Origin of the sequence: Rugamonas fusca (assembly GCF_014042365.1) — a bacterium.
Classification (GTDB): Bacteria; Pseudomonadota; Gammaproteobacteria; order Burkholderiales; family Burkholderiaceae_D; genus Rugamonas; species Rugamonas fusca.
Genome location: NZ_JACEZS010000014.1, coordinates 61,463 through 84,226, shown reverse-complemented (window position 1 = coordinate 84,226; position 22,764 = coordinate 61,463). Strand labels below are relative to the sequence as shown.

21 protein-coding genes are annotated in these 22,764 nt (G+C 66.5%); 9 read left to right on the top strand and 12 right to left on the bottom strand.

Annotated features, from left to right (window positions below; translation table 11 throughout):
• Positions 1 to 13 precede the first annotated feature (13 nt).
• Positions 14 to 1,858 (bottom strand): DUF1302 domain-containing protein, encoded by a 1,845-nt coding sequence (locus H3H36_RS16765; RefSeq protein ID WP_182219236.1) that lies wholly within the window; start codon positions 1,856 to 1,858, stop codon positions 14 to 16.
• Between the two features lie 282 nt (positions 1,859 to 2,140).
• Between H3H36_RS16765 and H3H36_RS16760 the strand changes: the two genes are divergently transcribed.
• Positions 2,141 to 3,172, top strand: a complete 1,032-nt coding sequence (locus tag H3H36_RS16760) for an AraC family transcriptional regulator (RefSeq protein ID WP_182219235.1) — start codon at positions 2,141 to 2,143, stop codon at positions 3,170 to 3,172.
• Here the strand turns inward: H3H36_RS16760 and H3H36_RS16755 are convergent.
• Positions 3,169 to 4,194 carry an AraC family transcriptional regulator gene (locus H3H36_RS16755; RefSeq protein ID WP_182219234.1) on the bottom strand — a complete coding sequence of 342 codons (1,026 nt, stop codon included), beginning with the start codon at positions 4,192 to 4,194 and terminating at the stop codon, positions 3,169 to 3,171. The two genes, H3H36_RS16760 and H3H36_RS16755, sit on opposite strands and share 4 nt — an antisense overlap.
• Positions 4,195 to 4,293: 99 nt before the next feature.
• On the opposite strand from H3H36_RS16755, the gene H3H36_RS16750 reads away from it, so the two are divergent.
• Genes H3H36_RS16750 through H3H36_RS16740 form a run of 3 tightly spaced genes read left to right on the top strand, consistent with a single transcriptional unit; the run spans position 4,294 to position 7,009 of the window.
• Positions 4,294 to 5,346, top strand: a complete 1,053-nt coding sequence (locus tag H3H36_RS16750) for a saccharopine dehydrogenase family protein (protein WP_182219233.1) — start codon at positions 4,294 to 4,296, stop codon at positions 5,344 to 5,346.
• A gap of 9 nt (positions 5,347 to 5,355) precedes the next feature.
• Entirely contained in the window at positions 5,356 to 6,213 is an 858-nt protein-coding gene (locus H3H36_RS16745; protein ID WP_182219232.1) for an alpha/beta fold hydrolase, read from the top strand.
• Positions 6,188 to 7,009 carry an SDR family NAD(P)-dependent oxidoreductase gene (locus tag H3H36_RS16740; RefSeq protein ID WP_182219231.1) on the top strand — a complete coding sequence of 274 codons (822 nt, stop codon included), beginning with the start codon at positions 6,188 to 6,190 and terminating at the stop codon, positions 7,007 to 7,009. The genes H3H36_RS16745 and H3H36_RS16740 overlap by 26 nt, the downstream gene beginning before the upstream one ends.
• Positions 7,010 to 7,247: 238 nt before the next feature.
• On the opposite strand, the gene H3H36_RS16735 is transcribed toward H3H36_RS16740, so the two are convergent.
• The 4 genes from H3H36_RS16735 to H3H36_RS16720 all read right to left on the bottom strand — a co-directional run bounded on the left by H3H36_RS16735 (position 7,248) and on the right by H3H36_RS16720 (position 11,205).
• Entirely contained in the window at positions 7,248 to 8,405 is a 1,158-nt protein-coding gene (locus H3H36_RS16735; protein ID WP_182219230.1) for a zinc-binding dehydrogenase, read from the bottom strand.
• 3 nt (positions 8,406 to 8,408) lie between these two features.
• Positions 8,409 to 9,101 (bottom strand): hypothetical protein, encoded by a 693-nt coding sequence (locus H3H36_RS16730; protein WP_182219229.1) that lies wholly within the window; start codon positions 9,099 to 9,101, stop codon positions 8,409 to 8,411.
• A 12-nt stretch (positions 9,102 to 9,113) separates the two neighbouring features.
• A complete protein-coding gene (locus tag H3H36_RS16725; RefSeq protein ID WP_182219228.1) occupies positions 9,114 to 9,965 on the bottom strand; it encodes an alpha/beta fold hydrolase in 852 nt (283 codons plus the stop codon).
• Positions 9,966 to 10,146: 181 nt separating this feature from the next.
• A complete protein-coding gene (locus H3H36_RS16720; protein ID WP_182219227.1) occupies positions 10,147 to 11,205 on the bottom strand; it encodes a helix-turn-helix transcriptional regulator in 1,059 nt (352 codons plus the stop codon).
• Positions 11,206 to 11,373: 168 nt separating this feature from the next.
• Here H3H36_RS16720 and H3H36_RS16715 point away from each other — a divergent pair, with 168 nt between their 5' ends.
• Entirely contained in the window at positions 11,374 to 12,351 is a 978-nt protein-coding gene (locus H3H36_RS16715) for an NAD(P)H-dependent flavin oxidoreductase (RefSeq protein ID WP_182219226.1), read from the top strand.
• Positions 12,352 to 12,429: 78 nt separating this feature from the next.
• Here the strand turns inward: H3H36_RS16715 and H3H36_RS16710 are convergent, their stop codons facing one another.
• The gene (locus H3H36_RS16710) at positions 12,430 to 12,654 is read right to left on the bottom strand and encodes a hypothetical protein (RefSeq protein WP_182219225.1); all 225 of its coding nucleotides are present in this window, start codon (positions 12,652 to 12,654) and stop codon (positions 12,430 to 12,432) included.
• Between the two features lie 152 nt (positions 12,655 to 12,806).
• Here H3H36_RS16710 and H3H36_RS16705 point away from each other — a divergent pair, with 152 nt between their 5' ends.
• Complete coding sequence (locus H3H36_RS16705; RefSeq protein ID WP_182219224.1) at positions 12,807 to 13,712, top strand: AEC family transporter; 906 nt, start codon at positions 12,807 to 12,809, stop codon at positions 13,710 to 13,712.
• A gap of 24 nt (positions 13,713 to 13,736) precedes the next feature.
• On the opposite strand, the gene H3H36_RS16700 is transcribed toward H3H36_RS16705, so the two are convergent.
• Entirely contained in the window at positions 13,737 to 13,889 is a 153-nt protein-coding gene (locus H3H36_RS16700; protein WP_182219223.1) for a hypothetical protein, read from the bottom strand.
• Positions 13,890 to 13,934: 45 nt separating this feature from the next.
• Here H3H36_RS16700 and cueR point away from each other — a divergent pair, with 45 nt between their 5' ends.
• Entirely contained in the window at positions 13,935 to 14,396 is a 462-nt protein-coding gene (gene cueR / locus H3H36_RS16695) for a Cu(I)-responsive transcriptional regulator (RefSeq protein ID WP_182219222.1), read from the top strand.
• A 92-nt stretch (positions 14,397 to 14,488) separates the two neighbouring features.
• Here the strand turns inward: cueR and pntB are convergent, their stop codons facing one another.
• From pntB to H3H36_RS16675, 4 genes are read right to left on the bottom strand one after another with little or no spacing between them, the layout of a single operon-like run.
• Positions 14,489 to 15,913, bottom strand: coding sequence for a Re/Si-specific NAD(P)(+) transhydrogenase subunit beta (pntB, locus tag H3H36_RS16690; protein ID WP_182219221.1), 1,425 nt, complete (start codon positions 15,911 to 15,913; stop codon positions 14,489 to 14,491).
• A gap of 19 nt (positions 15,914 to 15,932) precedes the next feature.
• The gene (locus H3H36_RS16685) at positions 15,933 to 17,516 is read right to left on the bottom strand and encodes a Re/Si-specific NAD(P)(+) transhydrogenase subunit alpha (protein ID WP_182219220.1); all 1,584 of its coding nucleotides are present in this window, start codon (positions 17,514 to 17,516) and stop codon (positions 15,933 to 15,935) included.
• A 43-nt stretch (positions 17,517 to 17,559) separates the two neighbouring features.
• Positions 17,560 to 18,330, bottom strand: coding sequence for an SDR family oxidoreductase (locus H3H36_RS16680; RefSeq protein WP_182219219.1), 771 nt, complete (start codon positions 18,328 to 18,330; stop codon positions 17,560 to 17,562).
• A 32-nt stretch (positions 18,331 to 18,362) separates the two neighbouring features.
• Positions 18,363 to 19,439 carry a phosphotransferase family protein gene (locus H3H36_RS16675; protein ID WP_182219218.1) on the bottom strand — a complete coding sequence of 359 codons (1,077 nt, stop codon included), beginning with the start codon at positions 19,437 to 19,439 and terminating at the stop codon, positions 18,363 to 18,365.
• Between the two features lie 243 nt (positions 19,440 to 19,682).
• Between H3H36_RS16675 and H3H36_RS16670 the strand changes: the two genes are divergently transcribed.
• Positions 19,683 to 20,669 (top strand): LysR family transcriptional regulator, encoded by a 987-nt coding sequence (locus H3H36_RS16670; protein WP_182219217.1) that lies wholly within the window; start codon positions 19,683 to 19,685, stop codon positions 20,667 to 20,669.
• A gap of 289 nt (positions 20,670 to 20,958) precedes the next feature.
• A complete protein-coding gene (locus H3H36_RS16665; protein WP_182219216.1) occupies positions 20,959 to 22,638 on the top strand; it encodes a methyl-accepting chemotaxis protein in 1,680 nt (559 codons plus the stop codon).
• Positions 22,639 to 22,764: the final 126 nt, after the last annotated feature.

The window sequence follows — 22,764 nt, the reverse complement described above, 5'->3', positions numbered from 1 at the left end:
GATCTTCCTCGCGTCAGAAGGTGGTTTTCAGGGTCACGGCCACGAAGCCGCGGTCTTTCAGCACCGCCGTCACGCCCGCGTTGCTGGTGATGGCGCCGCTGGCGTCAGTCGCGTACGGGCCAAAGAAATCGACATAGCGCACGTCCACCTTGTACTTTTGCTGGATATCGAACGACAGGCCCAGCGAGTAATTGCCGGCATCCTTGTTGCCGCCCGAGTTGACGGCCGACGTGCCCGACAGGCCGCGCGTGTAGGCGATCGGGGCCGACAGGTCGACGCCGGGCAGCACCTGGAACCAGGTCGGGGTGTAGTTGATGGCCAGGCCGACGAAGTCCCTGGTGACGCGGTCAACACCGTTATAGCCGGCGCGCCCCTTGAACAGTTCCTCGCCCTGGGTCACCTTGTCCCAGCGGTTCCACTGCAATTCCACCAGCCAGGTGGAAGCGTCGTACAGCGCCGACTTGGCCGTGGTGCCGAGCAGATTGAGCACGCCATGCCAGGTGTTGCCGCGCGCCCCGCTGACGCCGCCCACGCCGGGCACGTCGGCCGCCTTGGCCACCATGGCGCCGCCCATCGCGGCCAGGGTGCCGTTCAGGCCCGCCATCACGGGGGCGGCCGTCCCGGCCGGCATCAGCACGGCCAGGCTGCTGTTGAGCGGCATGTTGTGGCGGTAGTTCAAGTCCGCGCCCAGCGACATGCCGGCCACGTTCTTCGACAGCGACAAGCCCAGCATGTCGATATGGTCGCCATATTCGAGCTGATAGCGGCTGGTCTGCCCCAGCGCGGCCGGATACAGCAGGCAGTACGGTCCGACCACGGCCGCGCCGGGGATGGCGCCCTGGCACACGGCCGCGCCCATGGCGGCGCCGCCGGCCCCGCCCAGCATGGCCGTGGGCAGGGCGGCCAGGCGCAGGTTCGCCTGCGGCAGCAGATCCGAGGTCTGGCGGTAGTACATGCCCAGCGTGCCGTCCACCCAGTCCGGGCTCCAGCGGGCGGACAGGCCGAAGTCGCCACGCTGCTGCGCCTCGCTGTCCTTGGCCCGCAAGGCCGTGCCCAGGGGACCCAGGTTGAGCGATTCGCCGCCCTGGAAGCCGTAGTCGTAGAAGCCCAGGTAGGAACCCGCTTCGGGCAGGCGCGCCGGGCGCCACTTGAAGAAGTACTGGGCCGCCAGCGCCAGTTCGGTGCCAGGCGACAGTTGCGCCGACAGCGATTCGCGCGGCAGGAACAATTCCTTCGCTTCCGTGCCCGGCACCGACAGGCCCTTGATCAGGTCGATCGCGTTCTGGCCGTAGTTCACGCCGTGGATCGGCGACAGCAGGCTCTCGCCCCAATACAGGGTGTGCTTGCCCAGCTTGACGTTGGCCGGCATGTCGCCCACCTCGAAGCTGCTGAACACGAACGCGTCCAGCACTTCGCCCGACAAGCCCTTGTGATAGCGGCGCGCGTAGTCCGACAGGCCCAGCGCCGGCTTGCCGTTCTCGATATGGTTGGAAGTGGCCACGCTGGCGTTATCGAGCTTGTCATAGGCGGCGTCGTACCAGGCCGCCGCGCTCACGCGCATGCCCATCCGTTTTTGCCATACGACGTCGAATTCGGACAGCAGGTCCAGGCGGTTGCCCACCGTGCCCTTGTCGAAATTGCGGTCGCCATCGTCGTAATTGGGCGAACGCAGGATGTCCGCGTTCTGCGACACGACGCGGCGTGCGTAGTTGTACTTGACGGTGTTATCGAAGCGGATCGACAGGTCGGCATTGCCGGTATCGATTTCGCCGGCGCCGGCGCTGGCCGCCGCGCACAAGGCGGCCGCCAGGGCGAGCGCATGCCGCGCGGGCCGCAGCCGCAGGTTCGGGTAAGTCATGCTTTGCTATCTCCTTTGTATTTTTTATCAACGCGATGGTTGCGGGCGGCCTTGGTGGCGCTGGTCCCGTTAAATATTGTGGAGCGGCGGCGGCGCAAAGGCTTGGTCATTTGCCGACTAGTGTTGGTCATTTCCGGCCAGCGCGGGCGCACTGCGGCAGCGGGGCCGGGCTGCGCGTTGTGGCGGCGGCCATACGCCGATGGTTATTTCCCGTCATGCGATGGTCATTTCCCGCCAGCCCGGAAGTAGAATGAAAGCGGCGCTGCTACAATTTCCCACGTCATGAAGCCGAATGAACTGTCCATCCCCGCGCGTTATTTCACGCAATTGCTCGACCACCTGGAGTCGCAAGGCATGCCATGCCGCGACGTGTTGAGCGCGGCCCAGATCCGCACGCTGAACGACCGCCATGCGCGCCTCACGCTGCCCCAGGTGCGTGCCCTGCTGACGGAAGCGGCGCGCCTGTCGGGCCGCCAGGACCTCGGTTTCGAACTGGGCCGCCTGATCAAGCTCAATTCGCACGACGTGCTGGGCTACGCCTTCCTCAGCGCGCCCACCATCGACCACCTGCTGCGCCTGGCCGCGCGCTACTACCGCCTGATGGTGCCGCTGTTCACCATGCGCTACATCCGCCACGCCACGTCGGCCGAAGTGCTGTTCCAGCCCGTGGCCAACCTGCCGCCCGATGTATTCGCCTTCTACACGGACATGATCACCGTGTCATGCCACGGCCAGTTCGCGGTGCTCACCCAGGGCCGGCAGCCCGTGTACGACATCTTCCTGTCCGCCCCCGCCCCGCCCTACCTGGCGCGCTACCGCGAGCTGCGCGGCGTGCGCGTGCACTTCGGCGACGGCGGCCAGCGCGGCATCCGCCTCGTATTCGATGCCTGCCTGCTGGACCAGCCGCTGCCCATGGCCGACCTGCGCGCACTGCGCCAGGCCGAGGAACGCTGCAAGCAGATGATGGATGAATTCACGGTGCACGGGAACTGGCGCGACTGGGTGGAGATGATGCTGCGCGGGGCCGAGGACAGCCAGCCGAAACTGGACGAGCTGGCGGCCGTGCTCAATGTGTCGACCCGCACGCTGGACCGCCACCTGGCGCGTCAGGGCGTGAACTTCCGCACGCTGGCGGTCCAGATCCGCAACGAGCGCGCGTGCGAGCTGCTCGCGGGGGGCAAGTCCAGCATCTCGCAGATCGCCTATCGCCTCGGCTATACGGACGTGGCCAATTTCAGCCGCTCGTTCCGCAAGGTCAACGGCGTCTCGCCCGGCAGCTACCGGGCCGGCCAAGGCGGCGGCGACGCCGCTTAAACCAGCCGCAGCGCCTTCGGCGTCTTGCCGAACCAGCGCCGGCAGGCCCGGATGAACGAGGCCTGCTCCGTGTAGCCGAGCAGCGCCGCCACTTCCGTCAGCGGCAGCGCCGCCTCCTCCAGATAGGCCATGGCGCGTTCCTGGCGCAACTGGTCGACAATCTGCTGGAACACCAACCCCTGCTGCCCGAGCCGGCGCGCCAGCGTCTTCTCGTGCAACCCGAGCTGGCTGGCGATGATGGCGCGCGACAGCTGGCCGGACGGCAGCTGCGCGGCCGCCAGCAGCCGCACCTGGGCGCCGATGTCGAGCGGATGGTTGCGGATGGCGTAGCGCACGGCCCGTTCCGCCGCCTGCCGCAACGCGCCCTGGTCCGAGGCGATGCGGTGCGCCAGGACGGCGGCGGGGATGATGGCCGCGTCGCAGGGCTGGCCGAAGCGCACCGGCGCGCCGAAGAAGCGCTGGCAGGCTTCGGCGTCGGGCCCGACCGCGTGGCGAAAGTGCAGCTCCCACGCGCCCCAGTCGCCGGGCGCGACCAGCCGCAGGAAGCCGATGCCGATGCCATAACCCAGTTCCAGCATGTGACGGCGCGGCACGCCCGCGCCCAGCCGCAAGTCGTAGCGCAGCGTCACCTGGCCGGCGCCGGGGCCGTGGTCCAGTTCCAGGTGGGCGCCGGGCGAGTGATAGGCGAAATCGCGCTGCAGGGCCAGCAAGGCTTCGCCCACCGTGGGCGCATTGCCCATCACCAGCGCCACCGCGCCCAGCACGGATATGTCCTGCCGGCGGGCCAGCCGGCGCCCCAGGTCCGGCATGGCCAGCACGCGCGCCGCGTGCTCCAGCAGGCGCGCCACCTGGTCCAGGGGCAGCGCCGCGTCGGGCGTTTCCAGCAAACGCGGCGCGATGCCGGCGGCATCCAGCAGGGCCGCCAGGTCGCCGCCCGCGTCGGCCACCAGCTGGGGGAAACCGGTCAGCGCGCGGGCCCGCACCAGCGCGGGATGAAAGTCGTTTGGAGGGGGGGATCGCATGTCCTTAAATGTAAATTGTTTGTCCCCGAATGACAATACCGCGCCTTGGCCGCCACCGCACAATCATCGTTCGATCATGCGTTTCTTGGGAAATCGAAGATGAGTGACATTCTGATTTACGGCGCCTACGGCTATTCCGGCCGCCTGATCGCCGAAGCGGCCGTGGCGCGCGGCATGCGGCCCGTGCTGGCCGGCCGCGACGCGACGCGCACGGCGGCGCTGGCGCACGAACTGGGACTGCCGTTCCGCAGTTTCGCACTGGAGCAGCCGTCCCAGGTGGACCAGGGCTTGCAAGGCATCGCCGTGGTGCTCCATTGCGCCGGCCCGTTCTCGGCCACTGCCGCGCCCATGCTGGACGGCTGCCTGCGCGCCCGCGCCCACTACCTCGACATCTGCGGCGAATACCAGGTGATCGAGGCCGTGGCCGCGCGCGACGCGGCCTTGCGCGAGGCCGGCATCATGGCCATGTGCGGCGTGGGCATGGACGTGGTGCCCACCGACTGCCTGGCGGCCCACATGCGCCGGCGCATGCCGGGCGCCGTACGGCTCGACATCTACATCCGCGCGCTGGAACAGCTGTCGCCGGGCACCGCCACCACCATGATCGAAGGCATGGGCTTGCCCAACGTGGTGCGGGCCGGCGGCCAGCTGGTGGAACGCACGGCCGGCGCCGACCGTCGCAAGGTGCCATTCCCCGACCGCACCGTGTCCATGGTCAGCGTGCCGTGGGGCGATATCGCCACGGCCTGGCGCACCACGGGCATTGCCGACATCGCCGTCCATATGAGCTTATTGCCCGGCGCGCCCATCATGGTCGCGCTGTCGCGCTACGGACGCAGCCTGCAGCAGTCGGCGCCGGTGCAGCGTGCGCTCAAGGCGCTGGTGCGCCGCTTCGTGACCGGCCCCGGCGCCGGCCAGCGCGAGGCGGGGCGCTGCGAATTCATCGCCGAGGCGCGCGACGCGCAGGGCAAGCTTTGCCGCAGCTACCTGGCCACGCGCGAAGGCTACGCGCTCACCGTCGACTCGGCCTGTGCCATCGCGGCCCGCGTGCTGGCGGGCCAGGCCAGGCCGGGCTTCCAGACCCCGGGCGGCCTGTTCGGCGCCGACTTCGTGCTCGAACTGCCCGGCAGCGAACGGCGCGACCTGGTGTAGGAGGCCGCCATGGAGCAAGACAACTGCCGGCGGGTACGCGTGGGCGACATCTGGATGAACGTGTATGACGGTGGCCATGGCCCGGCCGTGCTGCTGGTGCACGGCTTCCCCGACACGCACCAGGTCTGGCGCCATCAGATCCGGGCGCTGCGCCAGGCCGGCTACCGCGTGGTGGCGCCCGACACGCGCGGCAACGGCGACAGCGACATGCCCGCGCACGTGAGCGACTACCGGATCGAGACGATGGCGGCCGACCTGGTGCGCCTGCTCGACGTGCTGGGCATAGACAAGGTGCGCCTGGTGGGCCACGACCTGGGCGCGTTCCAGGCCTGGTTCATGGCCAGCCAGTATCCGGAACGGGTGGAACGCCTGATCGCGCTGTCGGTGGGCCATCCATCGTGCTACGCCAGGGGCGGCCTGATGCAGAAACTCAAATCGTGGTACGTGTGGATCTTCCAGCTGCGCGGCATCGCCGAGCGGGTCGTCACGGCCTGCGACTGGCTGGCCTTCCGCGTCGTCACCAACCTGCCGCAGGAATATCCGCACTGGCGCGCGGCGCTGGAGCGGCCAGGCCGGCTGACGGCCGGCATGAATTTTTACCGGGCCAATATCGGCCACCTGCTGCGCCCACCCCGCTTGCGCCCGCTGCCTATGCCGGCGCGCGGCATTTTCTCCACCGGCGACCGCTACGTGACGGAGCGCCAGATGGCGCTGTCGGCCAGCTATGTGGCGGTGCCGTTCGGCTACGACCGCATCATCGGCGCCTGCCACTGGATGCAGTTGTCCGCGCCCGAACAGGTCAACGCCCTGTTACTCAAACATTTACAGGAAGGAGCCACACATGGCGATACCGGACTTGAACCATAAGCGGGTCCTCATCACGGGCGCGGCATCGGGCATCGGCCTGGCCTGCGCCCACAGCTTCGCGCGGCAAGGTGCGCGGCTGATCATTTCCGACATCAATCCCGACGCACAGGAACAGGCGCGGAGCGCACTGGTGGCGGCTGGCGCCCACTGCGAGGCGCACACCTGCAACGTGGCCGACGAGACGGCCGTGCAGAGACTGGCCAACATGGCCGGAGCGGTCGATGTGCTGGTCAACAACGCCGGCATCGTCTACCTCGGCGCCTTCATGGACACGCCGATGGCGGCCTGGCGGCGCGTGATGGAGATTAACGTCAACGGCGTGGTGCACATGACGCGCGCCTTCCTGCCCGGCATGCGCGAGGCCGGCGGCGCGCGCGCCATCGTCAACATTGCCTCCACCGCAGGCTTCGCGCCGGCGCCCACCATGGCCGCCTACGCCGCTTCCAAGCACGCCGTGGTGGGTTTGTCGGAAGTGCTGGCGATGGAGCTGGCCGCTTCCCCGATCACCGTCACCATCGTCGCGCCGGGCGTGATCAGCACCAACATCTTCAACGCGCGCGGCAATATCTCGCCCGCCATCCCCGAGGCGCAACTGCGCCGGCTGCAAGCCTACTACGATGCCAAGGGTTGTGCGCCGGCCGTGGTGGGCGACGATATCGTGCGCGGCGTGCAAAGCGGCGCGGCCCTTGTCGAGACGGGCCCGTTCGCCAAACTGGCCTGCCGCACCATGCGCCTGTCGCGCCGCCTGGCGCGCCAGCTGACGGTGAAAAACGCGCCGGCGCTGGGCTACCTGTGAGCGGCCAGGGCCGAATAGCGGCGCTAAAGCGCACTCAATGCCTCGAGTGACTATCGGCCCGATCAGAGAGTAATCGTATTGCCTGCGCGGTGTTTTGGGTAAGCGATAGCACGCAATAGCATCGTTCCCGCGCAATTAGCAGCGTCTGGAAAGGAGGCGGTTCCTGGCCCGCCCCCAACGGCCACGGTACTTGCGCCGCAAGTGCTGATCGTCGATCGATCACATGCGGCGATGCTGCTTATGGCTGACAGGCCAGGCTGGCCGGATCGACGAGGATCTTGGCGTGGCGCTCGGGATCGCGCAGTGCGTCGAAGGCCGTGGCCACGCCGTCCAGGCCCACGGTGCCCGTGACCAGGTGGGCGCATTGCACTTTGCCCTCGGCCATCAGGTGCAGCGCGTCGCGGTATTCGAGCGGCGAATAGCCCATGCAGAAGCGCAGGTCGATCTCCTTGTTGTTGCTCATGGCCGGCTCGATGCGGTCCGGCTCCATGCAATAGCCCACCACCATGATGCGCGACAGCAGGGGCGCGCCTTCGATGATCCGCTGCAGCATGCCGGGCACGCCCACGCATTCGAAGATGATGGGACGCTTGGGCTGCAGGCCCAGCTTCTCGGCCAGGCGCCACACGTGCCACCACGGCAGCGGCAATTTACCCAGCTGCTCGCGCGTGCCCACGCCCAGCTCCAGCAATCCCGGCAAGCCGTCCAGGAAGCCGTAGCGCTCCGGCTGGTCGAATGGCGAATTCTCGGCCGGATTGATGACCACGTCCGCGCCGCACAGGCGGGCCAGTTCGCGCCGCTTGGGCGAAAAATCGCTGGCCACCACGGTGGCCACGCCGCGCGCCTTGAGCATGGCCACCACGGCCAGCCCCACCGGGCCGCAGCCGACCACGATGGCCACGTCCTTGCGCGTGATCTGGCTGCGGTTGACGGCGTGCAGGGCCACGGCCATCGGTTCCGTCAGCGCCGCCTGGTCGCTGGGCAAGCCGTTCGGGATCGGCATCAGCATGCTCTCGGCCACCACCACGCGCTCGGCGTAGGCGCCCGGCGAACGCGCCGACAGGCCAATCATGTCGATCTCGCTACCCTGGCGCATGACGGGCATGGCGCAAACCCGCGTGCCCGTCTTGAGCTTGCGCGAGGTGCCGGCGCCCTGCTCCAGCACTTCGCCGCAGAACTCGTGCCCCATCACGAGGGGCTGGCTCGCTTTCGGGAAATGGTGGTAGCCGGTGCGCGCCATCAGTTCACCCATGTGGTCGCAATGGTGGCGCATGTGCAGGTCCGAGCCGCAGATACCGCAGCGCAGTACCTTCAGCAGCACTTGCCCCTGCTGCGGCACGGGATCGGGAAGTTCGCGAACGGTCAGTTCAGCGTTCTGGCAGACGACAGCTTTCATGGTTCAGTTCCTCACATCAGTACGGACGGATGGCTGGCGCGCGCTGCGGTACCAGCCCAGGCCCAGGAAGGACAGCAGCAGCACGGCGCCGGCGGCCAGGCGCACGTCGGGCAGCACCACGTCGCCATCGGTCGGCACCAGCAGCACTTCCAGCGCGCGCAGCTTGTACGGCTCCAGCGGCGCGTAGTTCGGGTCGGCCACCAGTTGCAGGAAGGCGCGGCGGTTCGGGTAGCGCACCAGCAGGATGCGCGACCAGTGGTCGAACGAAGCCTGGTCGCCGATCGGGATCAAAGCATCCTTGAAGCGGATGTCGCTGCCGTAGGGTAAGCTGCCCGCGTTCGGCGCCAGCAGCTTGAATGCCTCGCCCTCGTAATAGTCATTGGCCTGTTGCGGCGTCATGTTCAGCGACGGGGCGCCCTTGGGCTCGACCAGCTGCGGGAAGTGACGCATCAGGTTGAGCATGTAGAACGGCTTGCCGTCGTCGGCCTCGGACCACGCGCGCAGGCGCTGCATCACGCGCTGCTTGAGGGCGGGATCGGGCATCTCCAGGTTCTTGTCGGCGGCCGCGAGGTAGTGGTCGATCTCTGGCTTGGTCAGCTTGCCGGTGATGAGGCCGGGCGTCTGCCACAAATAAATGGCGATGAAGATCACGCCAAAGGCCGCGCCAAGGCGGGCCATGAAAGTGCTGTTGCGCATATTGTGCTCGTTTTAGTGAGTGGAGGTAGGAACCTGGCGTTCCAGGTAGGACAACAACAGTGTGTTGACTTCTTCGGGCGCCTCGACCGTCATCCAGTGGCCCACGTGATCGAGCCGGGTGTAGGACCAGCCGCGCTTGCAGTAGCGCTGCGAGTTCGTCATCTGGCTTTCCACCAGAAAGCGGTCGCCCGTGGAGTAGATGCCGTACACGGGCACCAGCGCGTCGCCGCGGCTGAACGGCAGCAGCAGGTCGGGATTGGCACGGTAGTAGTTGATGCCGGCCGTGAGCCGGCCCGGCACGGACAGCGCCTTGCGCCACAGCGGCATCTCCACCGGACTGCCGCCCATCAAGGCCAGCCCCTTGAAATCACCGAGCTTGAGCAGCCATTCAGGCAGCCAGGGCAGCTGGAACACCAGCGTGTAGTAGCCCTTGAGCTTTTGCAGCAGGCCGGCGCGCGCGTAGCAGGTGGGATGGCCGACGGACATGGCCACGTAGCAGGACACGCGCTCGGGATGGCGCAGCACGAAGGCCCAGCCGATCACGGCGCCCCAGTCGTGCGCCACCAGGCGCACCTGCCGCAGTTGCAAGGCGTCCAGCAAGGCGGCGACGTCGGCCACCAGATTGTTCAAGCGGTATGACCACTTGCTGCGCGGGATGTCGCTCTGGCCGCAGCCGCGCAAGTCCGGTGCGATCACGCGGTAGCCGGCCTTGAGCAGCGCCGGGATCTGGTGGCGCCAGATCGCGCTGGTATCGGGAAAGCCATGCAGCAGCAGCACCGGTTCGCCCTGCCCCACGTCGATCACGTTCAGGGTGATGCCGTTGACACACAAGCGCTTGCTCGTCAATTCCTTGTTCAGTTCCATACGCCCGCCTTCGCCGGCGCGCTTCGCGGCATGATCTCCATCGCATAGTCTCCTGGTTGATGACGGCCCTCGATGGGGGCCTTTGATGGGAGACATTGTCGGGCAGGCCGCGCGACGAAACTTGTTAATTCCTGCCAACCCGCGATCATTTTCTGCCACGGGTGCGCCGGCCCCGGTCGCGCTACGTGGCGGTGCTATCGGCCGCGCCGGCGTCGCGGAACTGGCGCGGCGTCTGGCCGTGATGGCGGCGGAAGGCGCGGATGAAGTTGGACGTGTCGCTGTAGCCCGCGTGCGCGGCGATCTCGTCCACGCTCAGCGCCGACTGCGTGAGCAGCAGCCGGGTGGCGTCCATGCGCACCTGGTCGAGGATCTTCTGGTATTGCTGCCCTTCCTGCTGCAGCATGCGCCGCAGCGTGCGCGGCGACAGGCAGAAGTGGTCGGCCACCTGGTCCAGCGTGGGATAGGCGCCCGCGTGGCCAGCCAGCCAGGCGGCCACGCGCTCGGACAACTGGGCCGAACCGGCCCGCATGTCGAGCTGGCACTGGCGCATGGCCAGGGCGTGGGCGTGGGCGTCGGCCGTCGGCAATTCCTGCTCCAGCAGCTCGGCCGGTATCCGGGCCGCCAGCATGGGCGCATCGAACCGGGCGTCGCACGGGCAATGGGCGGCGCGCTCGGGCGCCCAGGCCGGCGACGGGAAGGGATACTCGATGCACACCCGGCCAATGCCGCCGCCGACCAGCCCGCGCAGCACTTCGATGGCCGTGAACGCGACCACCGTGGAAACGAACTCGTCGAGCCCATGCAGCGGCACCACGGGCACCAGCTCCAGCCGGACAAAGGCGCCCGCCTCGCGCAGTGTCACACCGATGCCCGAGCAGCGCAGGCTGGCCAGTTGTTCCGCCGTGCGCAGGGCCTGGCGCACGGTGTTGCTGGAAAAGATGGCATTGCCGACATTGCCATGGACATTGGCGCGGATGCGCCGGCCCCATTCGATCGCCAGCAAGGGATCCGGGCACTGGCGCACGGCCAGCCGCAACAGCGCCAGCAGCTGGGAAAACAGGATGGGACCGGCCGCCTCGCTCAGCGCGTCCGGCGCCAGCCCGGCGCCGGCCAGCAAGGCGTCCACCTCGAGCCCGCGCTTGCGCAGGGTGTTGCACAACAGGCGCACATAGACAGGGTGGATGCTGGGCGCCTGGCGGGCGCGCAAAGAGGGGGCGGTCGGGGTGGCGGTCGGGTTCATGTGGCCAGCATAACGCAAATTGGCCTGAAATGACTATCGAATGTCCACCCCTGCCCTGTGGCGATGCCCGATACCGCTGCGACAATAGCCGGGACAGGCCAGCACGCCCCCGGTCAGACAGGTGTCTGCGCCGCATCGAACCATCCACTTCCAGCAGGTAGAACAGCCATGAAAACGAAAATCACGGAATTATTCGGCATCGAACACCCCATCATCCAGGGCGGCATGCACCACGTGGGCTACGCGGAGATGGCGGCCGCCGTCTCCAACGCGGGCGGCCTGGGCATGATCACCGGCCTGACGCAGCGTTCGGCCGACGACCTGGCCCGCGAGATCGCCCGCTGCCGCGAGATGACGGACAAGCCGTTCGGCGTCAACCTCACCTTCCTGCCCATCATCAACACGCCGGACTATCCCGCCTACATCCGCGCCATCGTCGATGGTGGCGTCAAGGCCGTCGAGACGGCCGGCAACAACCCGCAGAAATACCTGCCCCTGCTGCATGAAGCCGGCGTCAAGGTGATCCACAAATGCACCTCGGTGCGCCACGCGCTGAAAGCCCAAAGCATCGGTTGCGACGCCGTCAGCGTGGACGGCTTCGAATGCGCCGGCCATCCCGGCGAGGATGACGTGCCCAACTTCATCCTGCTGCCGCGCGCGGCCGACGAGCTGGAAATCCCCTTCGTCGCCTCGGGCGGCATGGCCGACGGGCGCAGCCTGGTGGCCGCGCTGGCGCTGGGCGCGCAGGGCATCAACATGGGCACCCGCTTCATCGCCACCAAGGAGGCGCCGGTGCACGAGAACGTCAAGCAAGCCATCGTGGCCGCCAGCGAACTCGATACCCGCCTCGTCATGCGCGGCCTGCGCAACACGGAACGGGTGCTGCGCAACGCGGCCGTGGACCGCCTGATGGAGAAGGAACGCGCACTGGGCGCCGCCCTCAAGTTCGAGGACATCATCGAGGAAGTGGCCGGCGTTTATCCCCGCATCATGAAAGAAGGCGACATGGAAACGGGCGCGTGGTCGTGCGGCATGGTAGCTGGCCTGATCCACGATATCCCCACCGTCCGGGAACTGATAGAGCGCATCATGGCCGAAGCCAACAGCATCATCCGCGAACGCCTGGCCGGCTTCCTGGCGAACTAAGGTAGGCGTGACGGCACGACCGCCCATGCGCAGAGGGGCTGTCGTGCCTCGCGGCCCTGATCGGGCCATGCCGCGCGCTTACAACAGGCGGGTGTAGGCAAGCACCAGGTTGTCCTGTGCATGGCGGGTGTCGATCGGCGCGGCGGTATTGGGCAAGCTGGTATTGCCCATGCTTTCCCTGAACGCGTGCGAATAAGCCACGTGCTTACCGTCTTCGCTGGAAACGCATACGAGAAACCAGCCGAGACATGCTTCCCGGGCGTGGCCGAACAGCTCAAGCTGGCGCAAGGCCGGTGTGCTCATGGCGGACCATCGCCCCGTGGAGGAAAACGTCCTAGTCTCCCCCCCGTGGCAGCTGCATTGAATTCGAATTCGAATTCGATTGTCCATGAAACGGATGAACCCTACCATGACGGGCACGTATAACGATGTTGGCGCGCTGAGGCAACCGGACCATGATTACCATCCTGATCGCACTGTGGCCGCTGTTCCTGCTGATCGTGGCGGGATACGCCATGAGGAAATGCGGCTTTCCCGGCGAGCAGTTCTGGCCCGGCGCCGAGCGCCTCAATTACTTCATCCTGTTCCCCGCCCTGCTGCTCTCCAGCCTTTCCACGGCGCCGTTGCGCGATCCGGCGTTACCGCGCCTGCTGGCGGCGGTGGCGCTGACGGTTGCGGTCTGTGGCGCGGGGCTGCTCATCGCGCGCAAGATCAGGAACTGGCCTGCGGCCCGTTTTGGCGTGCTGCTGCAGGGTATCCTGCGCTTTAACACCTACCTGGGGCTGGCAGCCATCGGCGGCCTGTACGGCAAACCGGGCTTGCTGTTCGCCAGCGTCATTATCGCCCTGCTCGTACCGATGGTGAATGTGCTGTCCGTGCTGGCCCTGTCGGCGGACCGGCATACCACGCCAGGAGCGCTTTTGTTCTCCCTCGCCAGGAACCCCTTGATCGTGTCCTGCCTGGCCGGGGTGCTGCTGAACCTCGCCGGCATCGAGCTGCGCTGGGGTGCCGACCGGCTGTTGGCGCTGCTGGCCAATACCAGCCTGCCGCTTGGCCTGCTCAGCGTGGGCGCGGCGCTGCGGCTGGACGAACTGCGCGGCCAGAGCGGCGCCTTGATCATCAACAGCCTGACGCGATTGCTCATCGTGCCGGCCGTCGCCTGGGGGTGTGCGCGCTTGCTAGCCCTGTCGGCCGTCGAAACGGCGGCGCTGGTGCTGTTCTTCGCCCTGCCCACGGCCCCGACCTCCTACGTGCTGACCCGGCAACTGGGCGGCGACAGCCACCTGATGGCCGGGGTGATCACGCTGCAGCCCCTGTTGTCGGCGGCCACGCTGGTGCTGGTCATGACTTTCCTCGCTTAGGGTATAGGCCGCCCTCGCGACAGGTCATTCGCGGGCAGGCCAGGCTGGCACGATGCGCACCGGCGCGTAGCCGGCATCCGCGATGGCGTCGCACAGCGCCTGCAGCTCGGCCTCGGTGGCCGCTAGCGTCACCGTATGGCTGGCCACGCAGTACAATGCGATTGACCTTCCCACCATGGCAAGGATCAGACTGATTACGTAAAGCGCTTCAGGAGTGATTCGATGAATATAGGCGAAGTCGCCGCGATCTCCGGGGTCTCGGCGAAAAAGATACGGCACTACGAAAGTATCGGCTTGTTGCCGCAGCCGGGCCGAACGGATGCCGGCTATCGGCGCTACGGCGACAAGGATGTGGCGCGGTTGCGCTTCATCCGCCATTGCCGGGATCTGGGTTTTGCGCTGGACCAGGTGGGCGAATTGCTCGACCTGTGGCAGAACCGCGACCGTTCCAGCCGCCAGGTCAAGGCACTGGCACAGGCGCACCTCGCGGAGCTGGACGCCAAGCTGAGAGAACTTCAGCAAATGCGCACCGCGCTCGAAAGCCTGGTGCGCTGCTGCCATGGCGATGAACGGCCCGATTGTCCCATCATCGAGTCATTGGAGGCGGCAGAGGGCGCCACAGCCGGGACGCCGGCCGCCCTGCCCCAGGCCAGCCTGCCTGTAAAGCGGCGCCGCGCGCACTGATCACGCACACTGCCCGGAAAGACGATGCCGGAAAAACGAAAGGCCAATCGGGAGATTGGCCTTTCGCACGTCAAATCAGCGCCTGCTTACCATCACGCTGCCGCTTTCAACGCTGCCAGCACCTCGTCCAGCATCTTCTTCGCGTCGCCGAACAGCATGCGGTTGTTCTCCTTGTAGAACAGCGGATTGTCCACGCCCGCGTAGCCGGAAGCCATGCTGCGCTTCATCACGATCGAGTTCTTCGCCTTCCACACCTGCAGCACCGGCATGCCGGCGATCGGGCTCGAAGGATCATCCTGCGCGGCCGGATTGACGATGTCGTTGGCGCCGATCACCATCGCGACATCGGTGTCGCCGAAATCATCGTTCAGTTCATCCATCTCCTGCACGATATCGTAGGGCACCTTGGCTTCGGCCAGCAGCACATTCATGTGGCCCGGCATACGGCCCGCCACCGGGTGGATACCGAAACGCACGTTCACGCCCTTGGAGCGCAGGTACTGCGTGATCTCGTTGACCGTGTGCTGCGCCTGCGCCACCGCCATGCCGTAGCCGGGCACGATGATCACGTTCTTCGCCTCGCGCAGCATTTCGCTGGTCTCGACGGCGGTCACGGCCACCACTTCGCCTGCCGGTTGCGCCGCACCGCCACCGGCGGCCGGCTTGCTGGCGCCGCTGCCGAAGCCGCCCGCGATCACGCTGATGAAGTTGCGGTTCATGGCGCGGCACATGATGTAGGATAGAATGGCGCCGGACGAACCGACCAGCGCGCCGGTCACGATCAGCAGGTCGTTATTGAGCATGAAGCCGGTGGCCGCCGCCGCCCAGCCCGAATAGCTGTTCAACATCGACACCACCACCGGCATGTCGGCGCCGCCGATGGCCATCACCATGTGCACGCCGAACAGCAGCGCGATCACGGTCATCACTGCCAGCGGCAGCATGCCGTCGGCCACCGCTTCGGCGTGCAGGAAGCGCTGGCCGACGACGATCACGATCAGCAAACCGATCAGGTTGAGCCAGTGGCGGCCAGGCAGCAGCAGCGGCTTGCCGCCCACGCGGCCCGACAGCTTGCCGAACGCGATCAGGGAACCGGACAGCGTGATGGCGCCGATCAGCACGCCGACATAGATTTCCACTTCATGGATCGCCTTTTCCGCGCCCGACAGCTGGGCCGACACGGACGGATCGATGTAGTTGGCGTAGCCGACCAGCGTGGCGGCCAGGCCGACCAGGCTGTGCATCAATGCCACCAGTTCCGGCATTTGCGTCATTTGCACGGTGCGCGCCGCGTACAGGCCCAGCGAGCCGCCCGCGACCATGGCGATCACGATCCACGACAGGCCGGAGGCCGTCACGTGCGGGCCGAAGACGGTCGCCAGCACGGCGATGGCCATGCCGATCATGCCGTACACGTTGCCGCGCCGTGCCGTTTCCGGGTGCGACAAGGCGCCCAGGCTCAGTATGAACAAGATCGTCGCGCCCAGATAGGCGACGGTGGTGAGACTTTCAGACATCGTTTTAGCCCTCTTCGAATTATTTGCGGAACATCGCCAGCATGCGGCGCGTGACGGCGAAACCGCCGAACATATTGATCGCGGTGAGCACGATACCGAGCATGGCCAGCCAGCGGATCGCGTCGGCCGGACGGGCCATGGCCGCGTCCACCGGCGGCGCGATCTGCACCAGGGCGCCAATGGCGATGATGCTGGAAATGGCGTTGGTCACGCTCATCAGCGGCGTATGCAAGGCCGGCGTCACGTTCCACACCACCATGTAGCCGATGAAGCAGGCCAGCACGAACACGGTGAAGTGGCCGAGGAAGGCGGCCGGCGCGAACGCGCCGATCGCCAGCAACAGCGCGGCGGCCACGCCGAACAGCGCCACCACGCGCCCGGCCGACGCTGGCTCGGACGGCGCGCCGTGGCCGTGCGCCTTGGGCGCCGGCACGGCGGCCGCAGCCGGCTTGGCGACCGGCGGCGGCAGCTTGGGCGCCGGTGCCGGCCAGGTGACTGCGCCATCCTTGACCACGGTCAGGCCGCGAATCGCATCGTCCTCCATGTTGACGTTGATGACGCCATCCTTGGTCTTGCACAGTTCCTCGGTCAGGCGCAGCAGGTTGTTGGAATACAACGTCGACGATTGCTTGGCCAGGCGGCTCACCAGGTCCGTGTAGCCGACGATGGTCACGCCATGCTGCACCACCACCTGGCCGGGCACGGTCAGTTCGCAGTTGCCGCCCTGTTCGGCGGCCATGTCGACGATCACGCTGCCCGGCTTCATGCTGCGCACCATGTCGGCCGTGATCAGCCGGGGCGCTGGTTTGCCGGGGATCAGGGCGGTGGTGATGATGATGTCCACTTCCTTGGCCTGGTTGGCGTACATGGCGCGCTGGGCCTGCTGGAAACCCTCGCTCATCACCTTGGCGTAACCGCCGCCGCCGCCGCCCTCCTCCTCGTAATCGACCTTGACGAATTCACCGCCCAGCGACACCACCTGGTCGGCCACCTCGGCCCGCGTGTCGTTGGCGCGCACGATGGCGCCCAGGCCCACGGCCGTGCCGATGGCGGCCAGGCCGGCCACACCGGCGCCGGCGATGAAGACTTTGGCGGGCGGGATCTTGCCGGCCGCCGTCACCTGGCCGTTGAAGAAGCGGCCAAACGCATTGGCCGCCTCGATCACGGCGCGATAGCCGGCCACGCCGGCCATGGAGGTGAGCGCGTCCATCTTCTGGGCGCGGCTCAAGGTACGGGGCAGCGCGTCGATCGCCAGCACCGTCACCTTCCTGGCCGCCAGTTGCTGCAGCAGCTCGGGGTTCTGGGCCGGCCAGATGAAGGACACCAGGGTACTGCCTTCGCGCACCAGCGCCACTTCTTCCGGGTTCGGGCCACGCACCTTGAACACGATATCGGCCTGCGCCCACAATTCGGGCGCACTGTCGACGATGCGCGCGCCGGCGGCGCGATAGGCGTCGTCACTGAAATTGGCGGCATCGCCGGCGCCCGCTTGCACTGCGACGGAAAAGCCCAGCTTAATGAGCTTTTCCACCACATCGGGCACGGTGGCGACACGTTTCTCCTGCGGGTAAACTTCACGTGGCACAGCTATCGTTAGAGACATATGTTGTTCCTGTTATTCCATGAAAGCGTACATTAACGACGGTTCAAACGCACAGGTAGCCACCGTCGACATTGAGAACAGCTCCCGTAGTGTAACTCGACGCGGCCGAAGCGAGGTAAAGCACGGTGCCGGCCATCTCGGAAGGCTGGGCGGCGCGGCGCATCGGCACGTGCGCCAGCAGCTGTTTGAGCACGGCCGGCGAGTCCTTCAGCGCCGTGGTGAACTTGGTGTCGGTGAAGCCCGGCAGCAGCGCGTTGCAGCGCACGCCCTGTTGTGCCATTTCGACGGCGAAGGCCTTGGTCATGGAAATAACGGCCGCCTTGGTGATCGAGTAGATCCCCTGGTGCATGCCCGGAATGACGCCGTTGACGGACGCCACGTTGATGATGGAACCGCCGCCATTGGCCGCCATCAGCTTGGCGCCGTGGGTGGACATGAAGAAGTAGCCACGGATGTTGACGTCCACCGTTTTCTGGAACGCCTCGGCGCTGGTGTCGGCGATGGGGCCGAAATACGGGCTGGTGGCCGCGTTGTTGACCAGGATGTCGAGCCGGCCGTGGCGCGCGGCCAGGTGCGCGTACAAGGCTTCGATCTGCGCCATGTCGCCGATGTGGCAGGCGGCCGCTTCGGCCGAGCCGCCGGCGGCCACGATCTCGTCGGCCACGCGCTGGCAGTCATCGACGCGGCGGCTGGTGACGATCACATGCGCGCCGCTGGCGGCCAGCAGGCGGGCGACTTCCTCGCCGATGCCACGGCTGGCGCCAGTGACCAGGGCGACCTTGCCGGTCAGGTCGAACAGATTGGATGGGTTCATGTTGGTGTTCTTTTGAAGGTTGAAATATTCGCTCACCGCACGCTGCCGCCAGCCGTGATCACGGCCCGGCAGCGCTGGCCCAGGTAGCGCACCATGTCGCCAAAGCCGGCGAACTGCGGGTTGGTGGTTTGTCCCAGCGCGTAGCGGCGGTAGATCTGCTGCGCGATCACCATCAGGCGGAACAGGCCGAACACTTCGTAGAACGCAAAGTCGCCGATGTCGGTGCCGGTGCGCTCGGCGTAGTACGACAGCACTTCGCGCCGCGTCAGCATGCCCGGCGCGTGCGTGGGCTGGCGGCGCGAAGCGAGGAAGGCCGGTTCGTCGCCCGCCTCCACCCAGTAGGCCAGCGAGCCGCCCAGGTCCATCAGCGGGTCGCCGATGGTCGCCATCTCCCAGTCCAGCACGCCGATCACGCGGGTGGGATCGGCTGGATCGAGCACCACGTTGTCGAAGCGGTAGTCGTTGTGGATCACGCACTGGCGCGTGTCGCGCTGCGGCCGCATGGCGCCCAGCCAGGCCACCACGTCCTCGCAGCCGTCGGTGCCTTCGGTCAGCGCGCGCTGCCAACGCCCCGTCCAGCCGCCGTACTGGCGCTCCACGTAGCCATCGCCCTTGCCCAGCGCGGCGATTTCCGGGCGCGAGGTGTCGACGGCATGCAGCTCGATCAGGCGGTCCAGCACATTGGTGCACAGCTGGCGCACGCCGGCCCTGTCCAGGCCCAGGTTGGGCGGCAGGTCGCGCCGCAGGATGATGCCGGGCAGGCATTCCATGGCAAAGCACGGCGCGCCGATCACGGCCGGATCATCGCAGCGCGCCAGGATGGCCGGCACGTAGGGATAGCTGGCTTTCAGGGCCGCCATCACGGCCGCCTCGCGCAGCATGTCGTGCGCGCCCGCGCCGGCGGCGCCGGCCGGGGCGCGGCGCAGCACGAGGGCGCGCTCGCCATAGTTGACCAGGTAGGTCAGGTTGGAAGCGCCACCCTGGAACTGGCGGATCTCCGGTTCCCCTTCCAGCCCGTCGATCGCGCTCTTGAGCCAGGCGTCCAGGCGCGCCATGTCGAGCCGGTCTTCCTCGCGCACGGGGCGGGCGTCGGTGATCGCGCTGCTCATGCGTGCTCCTTTCGGGCGGCAGCACGCAGCTGCGATGCGTTGTTGGCGGCCACGCCACGCACGGCACGCGCGCGGCGACGTTCAAATGCAGAGAATTTCATAATGCGAAGCCCAGGCTGTTGTGATACAGCCAGCGTAAGCGAATTATGCCCATCCATAAAATGAATATTAGTAATGCGGCGGCATAAATACGGTTAATATGCCTGAATTCGCCGACTTCCCCGCCATCCATCCCGCTCCACCATGTCCACCGACGGCCGCATCGACTTGAACCTGTTCCGCGTCCTCGACGCGATCTACCAGCAGGGCGGCATCACGGCCGCCGCGCGCGCGCTGCACCTCACGCAGCCGGCCGTGACCCATGCCTTGAACCGCTTGCGCGAGCACTTCGGTGACCCCTTGTTTGTCCGGCAGGGCAACCGCATCGTGCCCACCGAGCGCACGCTGGCCGTGATCGACACCGTACAAAGCCATTTGCATGGCCTGCAAGGCACCTTGCACAGCGAGGCGGAAGTGCAGCCGGAGACACTGGATGTGGAGATGAAGCTGGGCGCGCGCGACATGCTGGAATCGATGACGCTGCCCGCCCTGGCGGCCGCTTTTTCGCGCGAAGCGCCGCGGCTGCGGCTGGCCAGCCGGCGCGTGCCACTGGACGAGGTGGAGCGGGCGCTGGCCAGCGGCCAGCTGGACCTGGTGTTCGAGCGCCGCCTGCGGGTGGGTCCGCGCGTAGCCAGCGCCTATATGTTCGACGAAACGCACGTCGTCGTCATGCGCCGCGACCATCCGCTGGCCCATGGCACCCCGAGCCGCGACGATTACTTCGCGGCGCGGCATGTGTGCGTATCAACGTTGGGAGAACCCAACACATTGGACGTCCTGCTCGGCAACGATGGCCGCCACCGGCAGATCCACCTGTACTGCCAGCACCATTTCGCCGCCTGCCAGATCGCCGCGTCCGGCGACCTGCTGCTGACCCTGCCGCGCATTTACGCGCTGCGCCTGGCCGAACTGCTGCCCATCGTCGTCAAGCCATTGCCACTGCGGGTCAAGCCGTACCAGATCTTCGCCTACTGGCACGAGATGCGCGACGCTGACCGCGTGCATCAATGGTTCCGCGAACGGGCGATCCAGGTGGTGCGCGAGGCGGCCATGGCGGCGATGCCTTCCGGGAGTCGCACTGAGCCTACGCTTTCGCGAATTCGCCTGGCGCAGCGAAAATCATCGGTCTAGTTCAATTTGGCGTAGACGCCAAAAGCGGGCCGACCGACGCTGCACACTGACTGGCGGCCCATGATTTGCCCGGCCCGCAAGATACTGGAAATTACCTATTTGCATTTGCTTTGCGCTAGGTAATCACGTTACTATCGTTTTGCAATGAAGCAGCCGACCGTCACCGCCCCTGACCGCAAACCTGCCCGACAGCGCACCTCACCGCCCAAACATTGCGGCCCCAGTCCAGCCCTCGCGGCCTAGCCCCCAGACTAGCGCACCCAACCACGAAACACGCCAAGGGGACCTTATGTTCAAGCATATTTCAATCAAAAGCTTGCTGATTGCGACGCTCGCCGCGCTCAGCGTCATGATGGTGGGCATCGGCCTGGCCGGTCTGTTCAGCCTGCAAACCAGCAATAGTGCGGTGAAAACAATCTATGACGACCGCCTGGTGGCCCTAGGTCAGCTCGACCGCATCATCCGCGGCCTCAACCGCAGCCAGCTGGCCATCGCCAGCTCGGCCACCCAAGACCCCGCCCAGCTCCCCACCATGGTCGAGGCCGTGGTGAACAACCGTCTCGAAGTGGACAAGATTTGGGACGAATACACGGCGACCTATTTGACGCCCGAGGAAAAGCAGTTGGCCGAGCAGTTCGTCGCTGCGCGTCAGACCTTTGTTCGAGAGGGCGTGGAACCGGCAGTTGCGGCGGCCAGGACGGGTGATATGGCTGGAATGACCGAGATCCTGCACCAGAAGGTGATGCCGCTCTACGCCAAGGTGCGTACCCCGCTCAACGACCTGATCGCGCTGCAGCTCACCGTGGCAAAAGGCGAATACGACCGCTCGCAGCAGCAATACCAACGTTTCCGTATCGTGGTCTGCGTGGTGCTGCTGGCCGCCCTGGCGCTGGCCATCATCTTCGGCGCCTGGCTGCTGCGTGCTATTACCCAGCCGCTGGCACAGGCCGTTCAGGTGGCGCAAAGCGTGGCCCGCGGCGATCTGACCGGGCACATCGAGATTGGCGCCCGCAATGAAATGGGACAGCTGCTACTGGCGCTACAGGACATGAACCATAATCTGGCCGGCATCGTTGGCCGGGTGCGCCAGGCCAGCGACACCATCGGCACTGCCTCACGCGAAATTGCGCACGGCAACCTAGACCTGTCGTCGCGCACCGAGCAACAGGCCAGCGCGCTGGAGGAAACCGCCTCCTCGATGGAAGAGCTGACCAGTACTGTCAAGCAGAACGCCGATAACGCGCAACAGGCCAACCAGCTAGCCGGCAAGGCCTCCGATGTGGCGTCCCGCGGCGGTGCAATGGTGCAGCAGATGGTGGGCACCATGAACGCGATCAATGACTCTTCGCGCAAGATTGTCGATATTATCGGCGTCATCGACGGCATCGCATTCCAGACCAACATCCTGGCCCTAAACGCCGCCGTGGAAGCGGCGCGCGCCGGCGAACAAGGGCGCGGCTTTGCCGTGGTGGCGACAGAAGTCCGCAACCTGGCGCAGCGCAGCGCAGCGGCCGCCAAGGAAATAAAGGATTTGATCAACCATTCGGTCACGCAGGTGGCGTCTGGTAGCGAATTGGCGCAGCAGGCCGGCACCACCATGCAACAAGTGGTCGACAGCGTTCACCAAGTGAGCGCGATCGTGGCCGATATATCGTCGGCCAGCCGCGAGCAAAGCACTGGGATCGAACAAATCAACGAGGCCATCATTCAAATGGACAATGTCACCCAGCAGAACGCGGCGCTGGTGGAACAGGCCGCTGCCGCCGCCGGCTCGATGCAGGAGCAGGCCGACGGTCTGGCCCAAGTGGTGGACATCTTCAAGGTCGGGACGGACGGCCGTACCCGGCCGCTGGCGCCTGCCGTACCGCTCGAAGCCAGGGCCGCGAAAAGTCCCCTTCGGCTGACCGAGCTGGGCGCGCCGGCACCCCGCAAGGCGGCGGCTGTCGGCACCGACTGGGAAAAATTCTGATCCCACCGGTGTTGGCGCCGACGCCGGATTGACCCAAAGCGCCGATCGTACTTACCCCATGAGCAATAGCGATTCAATTTTCGAGGAAAAATGTATGTGGCATGTCGACTAATTGCTGTGCTACTC

What these genes read in the sequence shown, in the direction of transcription:
- H3H36_RS16720 (WP_182219227.1), bottom strand. Translation starts at nt 11,205, where the DNA reads ATGAACCCGACCGCCACCCCGACCGCCCCCTCTTTGCGCGCCCGCCAG.
- H3H36_RS16725 (WP_182219228.1), bottom strand. Translation starts at nt 9,965, where the DNA reads ATGGAACTGAACAAGGAATTGACGAGCAAGCGCTTGTGTGTCAACGGC.
- H3H36_RS16765 (WP_182219236.1), bottom strand. Translation starts at nt 1,858, where the DNA reads ATGACTTACCCGAACCTGCGGCTGCGGCCCGCGCGGCATGCGCTCGCC.
- H3H36_RS16715 (WP_182219226.1), top strand. Translation starts at nt 11,374, where the DNA reads ATGAAAACGAAAATCACGGAATTATTCGGCATCGAACACCCCATCATC.
- H3H36_RS16700 (WP_182219223.1), bottom strand. Translation starts at nt 13,889, where the DNA reads ATGGTGGGAAGGTCAATCGCATTGTACTGCGTGGCCAGCCATACGGTG.
- H3H36_RS16710 (WP_182219225.1), bottom strand. Translation starts at nt 12,654, where the DNA reads ATGAGCACACCGGCCTTGCGCCAGCTTGAGCTGTTCGGCCACGCCCGG.
- H3H36_RS16675 (WP_182219218.1), bottom strand. Translation starts at nt 19,439, where the DNA reads ATGAGCAGCGCGATCACCGACGCCCGCCCCGTGCGCGAGGAAGACCGG.
- H3H36_RS16735 (WP_182219230.1), bottom strand. Translation starts at nt 8,405, where the DNA reads ATGAAAGCTGTCGTCTGCCAGAACGCTGAACTGACCGTTCGCGAACTT.
- H3H36_RS16750 (WP_182219233.1), top strand. Translation starts at nt 4,294, where the DNA reads ATGAGTGACATTCTGATTTACGGCGCCTACGGCTATTCCGGCCGCCTG.
- H3H36_RS16680 (WP_182219219.1), bottom strand. Translation starts at nt 18,330, where the DNA reads ATGAACCCATCCAATCTGTTCGACCTGACCGGCAAGGTCGCCCTGGTC.
- H3H36_RS16755 (WP_182219234.1), bottom strand. Translation starts at nt 4,194, where the DNA reads ATGCGATCCCCCCCTCCAAACGACTTTCATCCCGCGCTGGTGCGGGCC.
- cueR (WP_182219222.1), top strand. Translation starts at nt 13,935, where the DNA reads ATGAATATAGGCGAAGTCGCCGCGATCTCCGGGGTCTCGGCGAAAAAG.
- H3H36_RS16730 (WP_182219229.1), bottom strand. Translation starts at nt 9,101, where the DNA reads ATGCGCAACAGCACTTTCATGGCCCGCCTTGGCGCGGCCTTTGGCGTG.
- H3H36_RS16665 (WP_182219216.1), top strand. Translation starts at nt 20,959, where the DNA reads ATGTTCAAGCATATTTCAATCAAAAGCTTGCTGATTGCGACGCTCGCC.
- pntB (WP_182219221.1), bottom strand. Translation starts at nt 15,913, where the DNA reads ATGTCTGAAAGTCTCACCACCGTCGCCTATCTGGGCGCGACGATCTTG.
- H3H36_RS16740 (WP_182219231.1), top strand. Translation starts at nt 6,188, where the DNA reads ATGGCGATACCGGACTTGAACCATAAGCGGGTCCTCATCACGGGCGCG.
- H3H36_RS16745 (WP_182219232.1), top strand. Translation starts at nt 5,356, where the DNA reads ATGGAGCAAGACAACTGCCGGCGGGTACGCGTGGGCGACATCTGGATG.
- H3H36_RS16670 (WP_182219217.1), top strand. Translation starts at nt 19,683, where the DNA reads ATGTCCACCGACGGCCGCATCGACTTGAACCTGTTCCGCGTCCTCGAC.
- H3H36_RS16760 (WP_182219235.1), top strand. Translation starts at nt 2,141, where the DNA reads ATGAAGCCGAATGAACTGTCCATCCCCGCGCGTTATTTCACGCAATTG.
- H3H36_RS16685 (WP_182219220.1), bottom strand. Translation starts at nt 17,516, where the DNA reads ATGTCTCTAACGATAGCTGTGCCACGTGAAGTTTACCCGCAGGAGAAA.
- H3H36_RS16705 (WP_182219224.1), top strand. Translation starts at nt 12,807, where the DNA reads ATGATTACCATCCTGATCGCACTGTGGCCGCTGTTCCTGCTGATCGTG.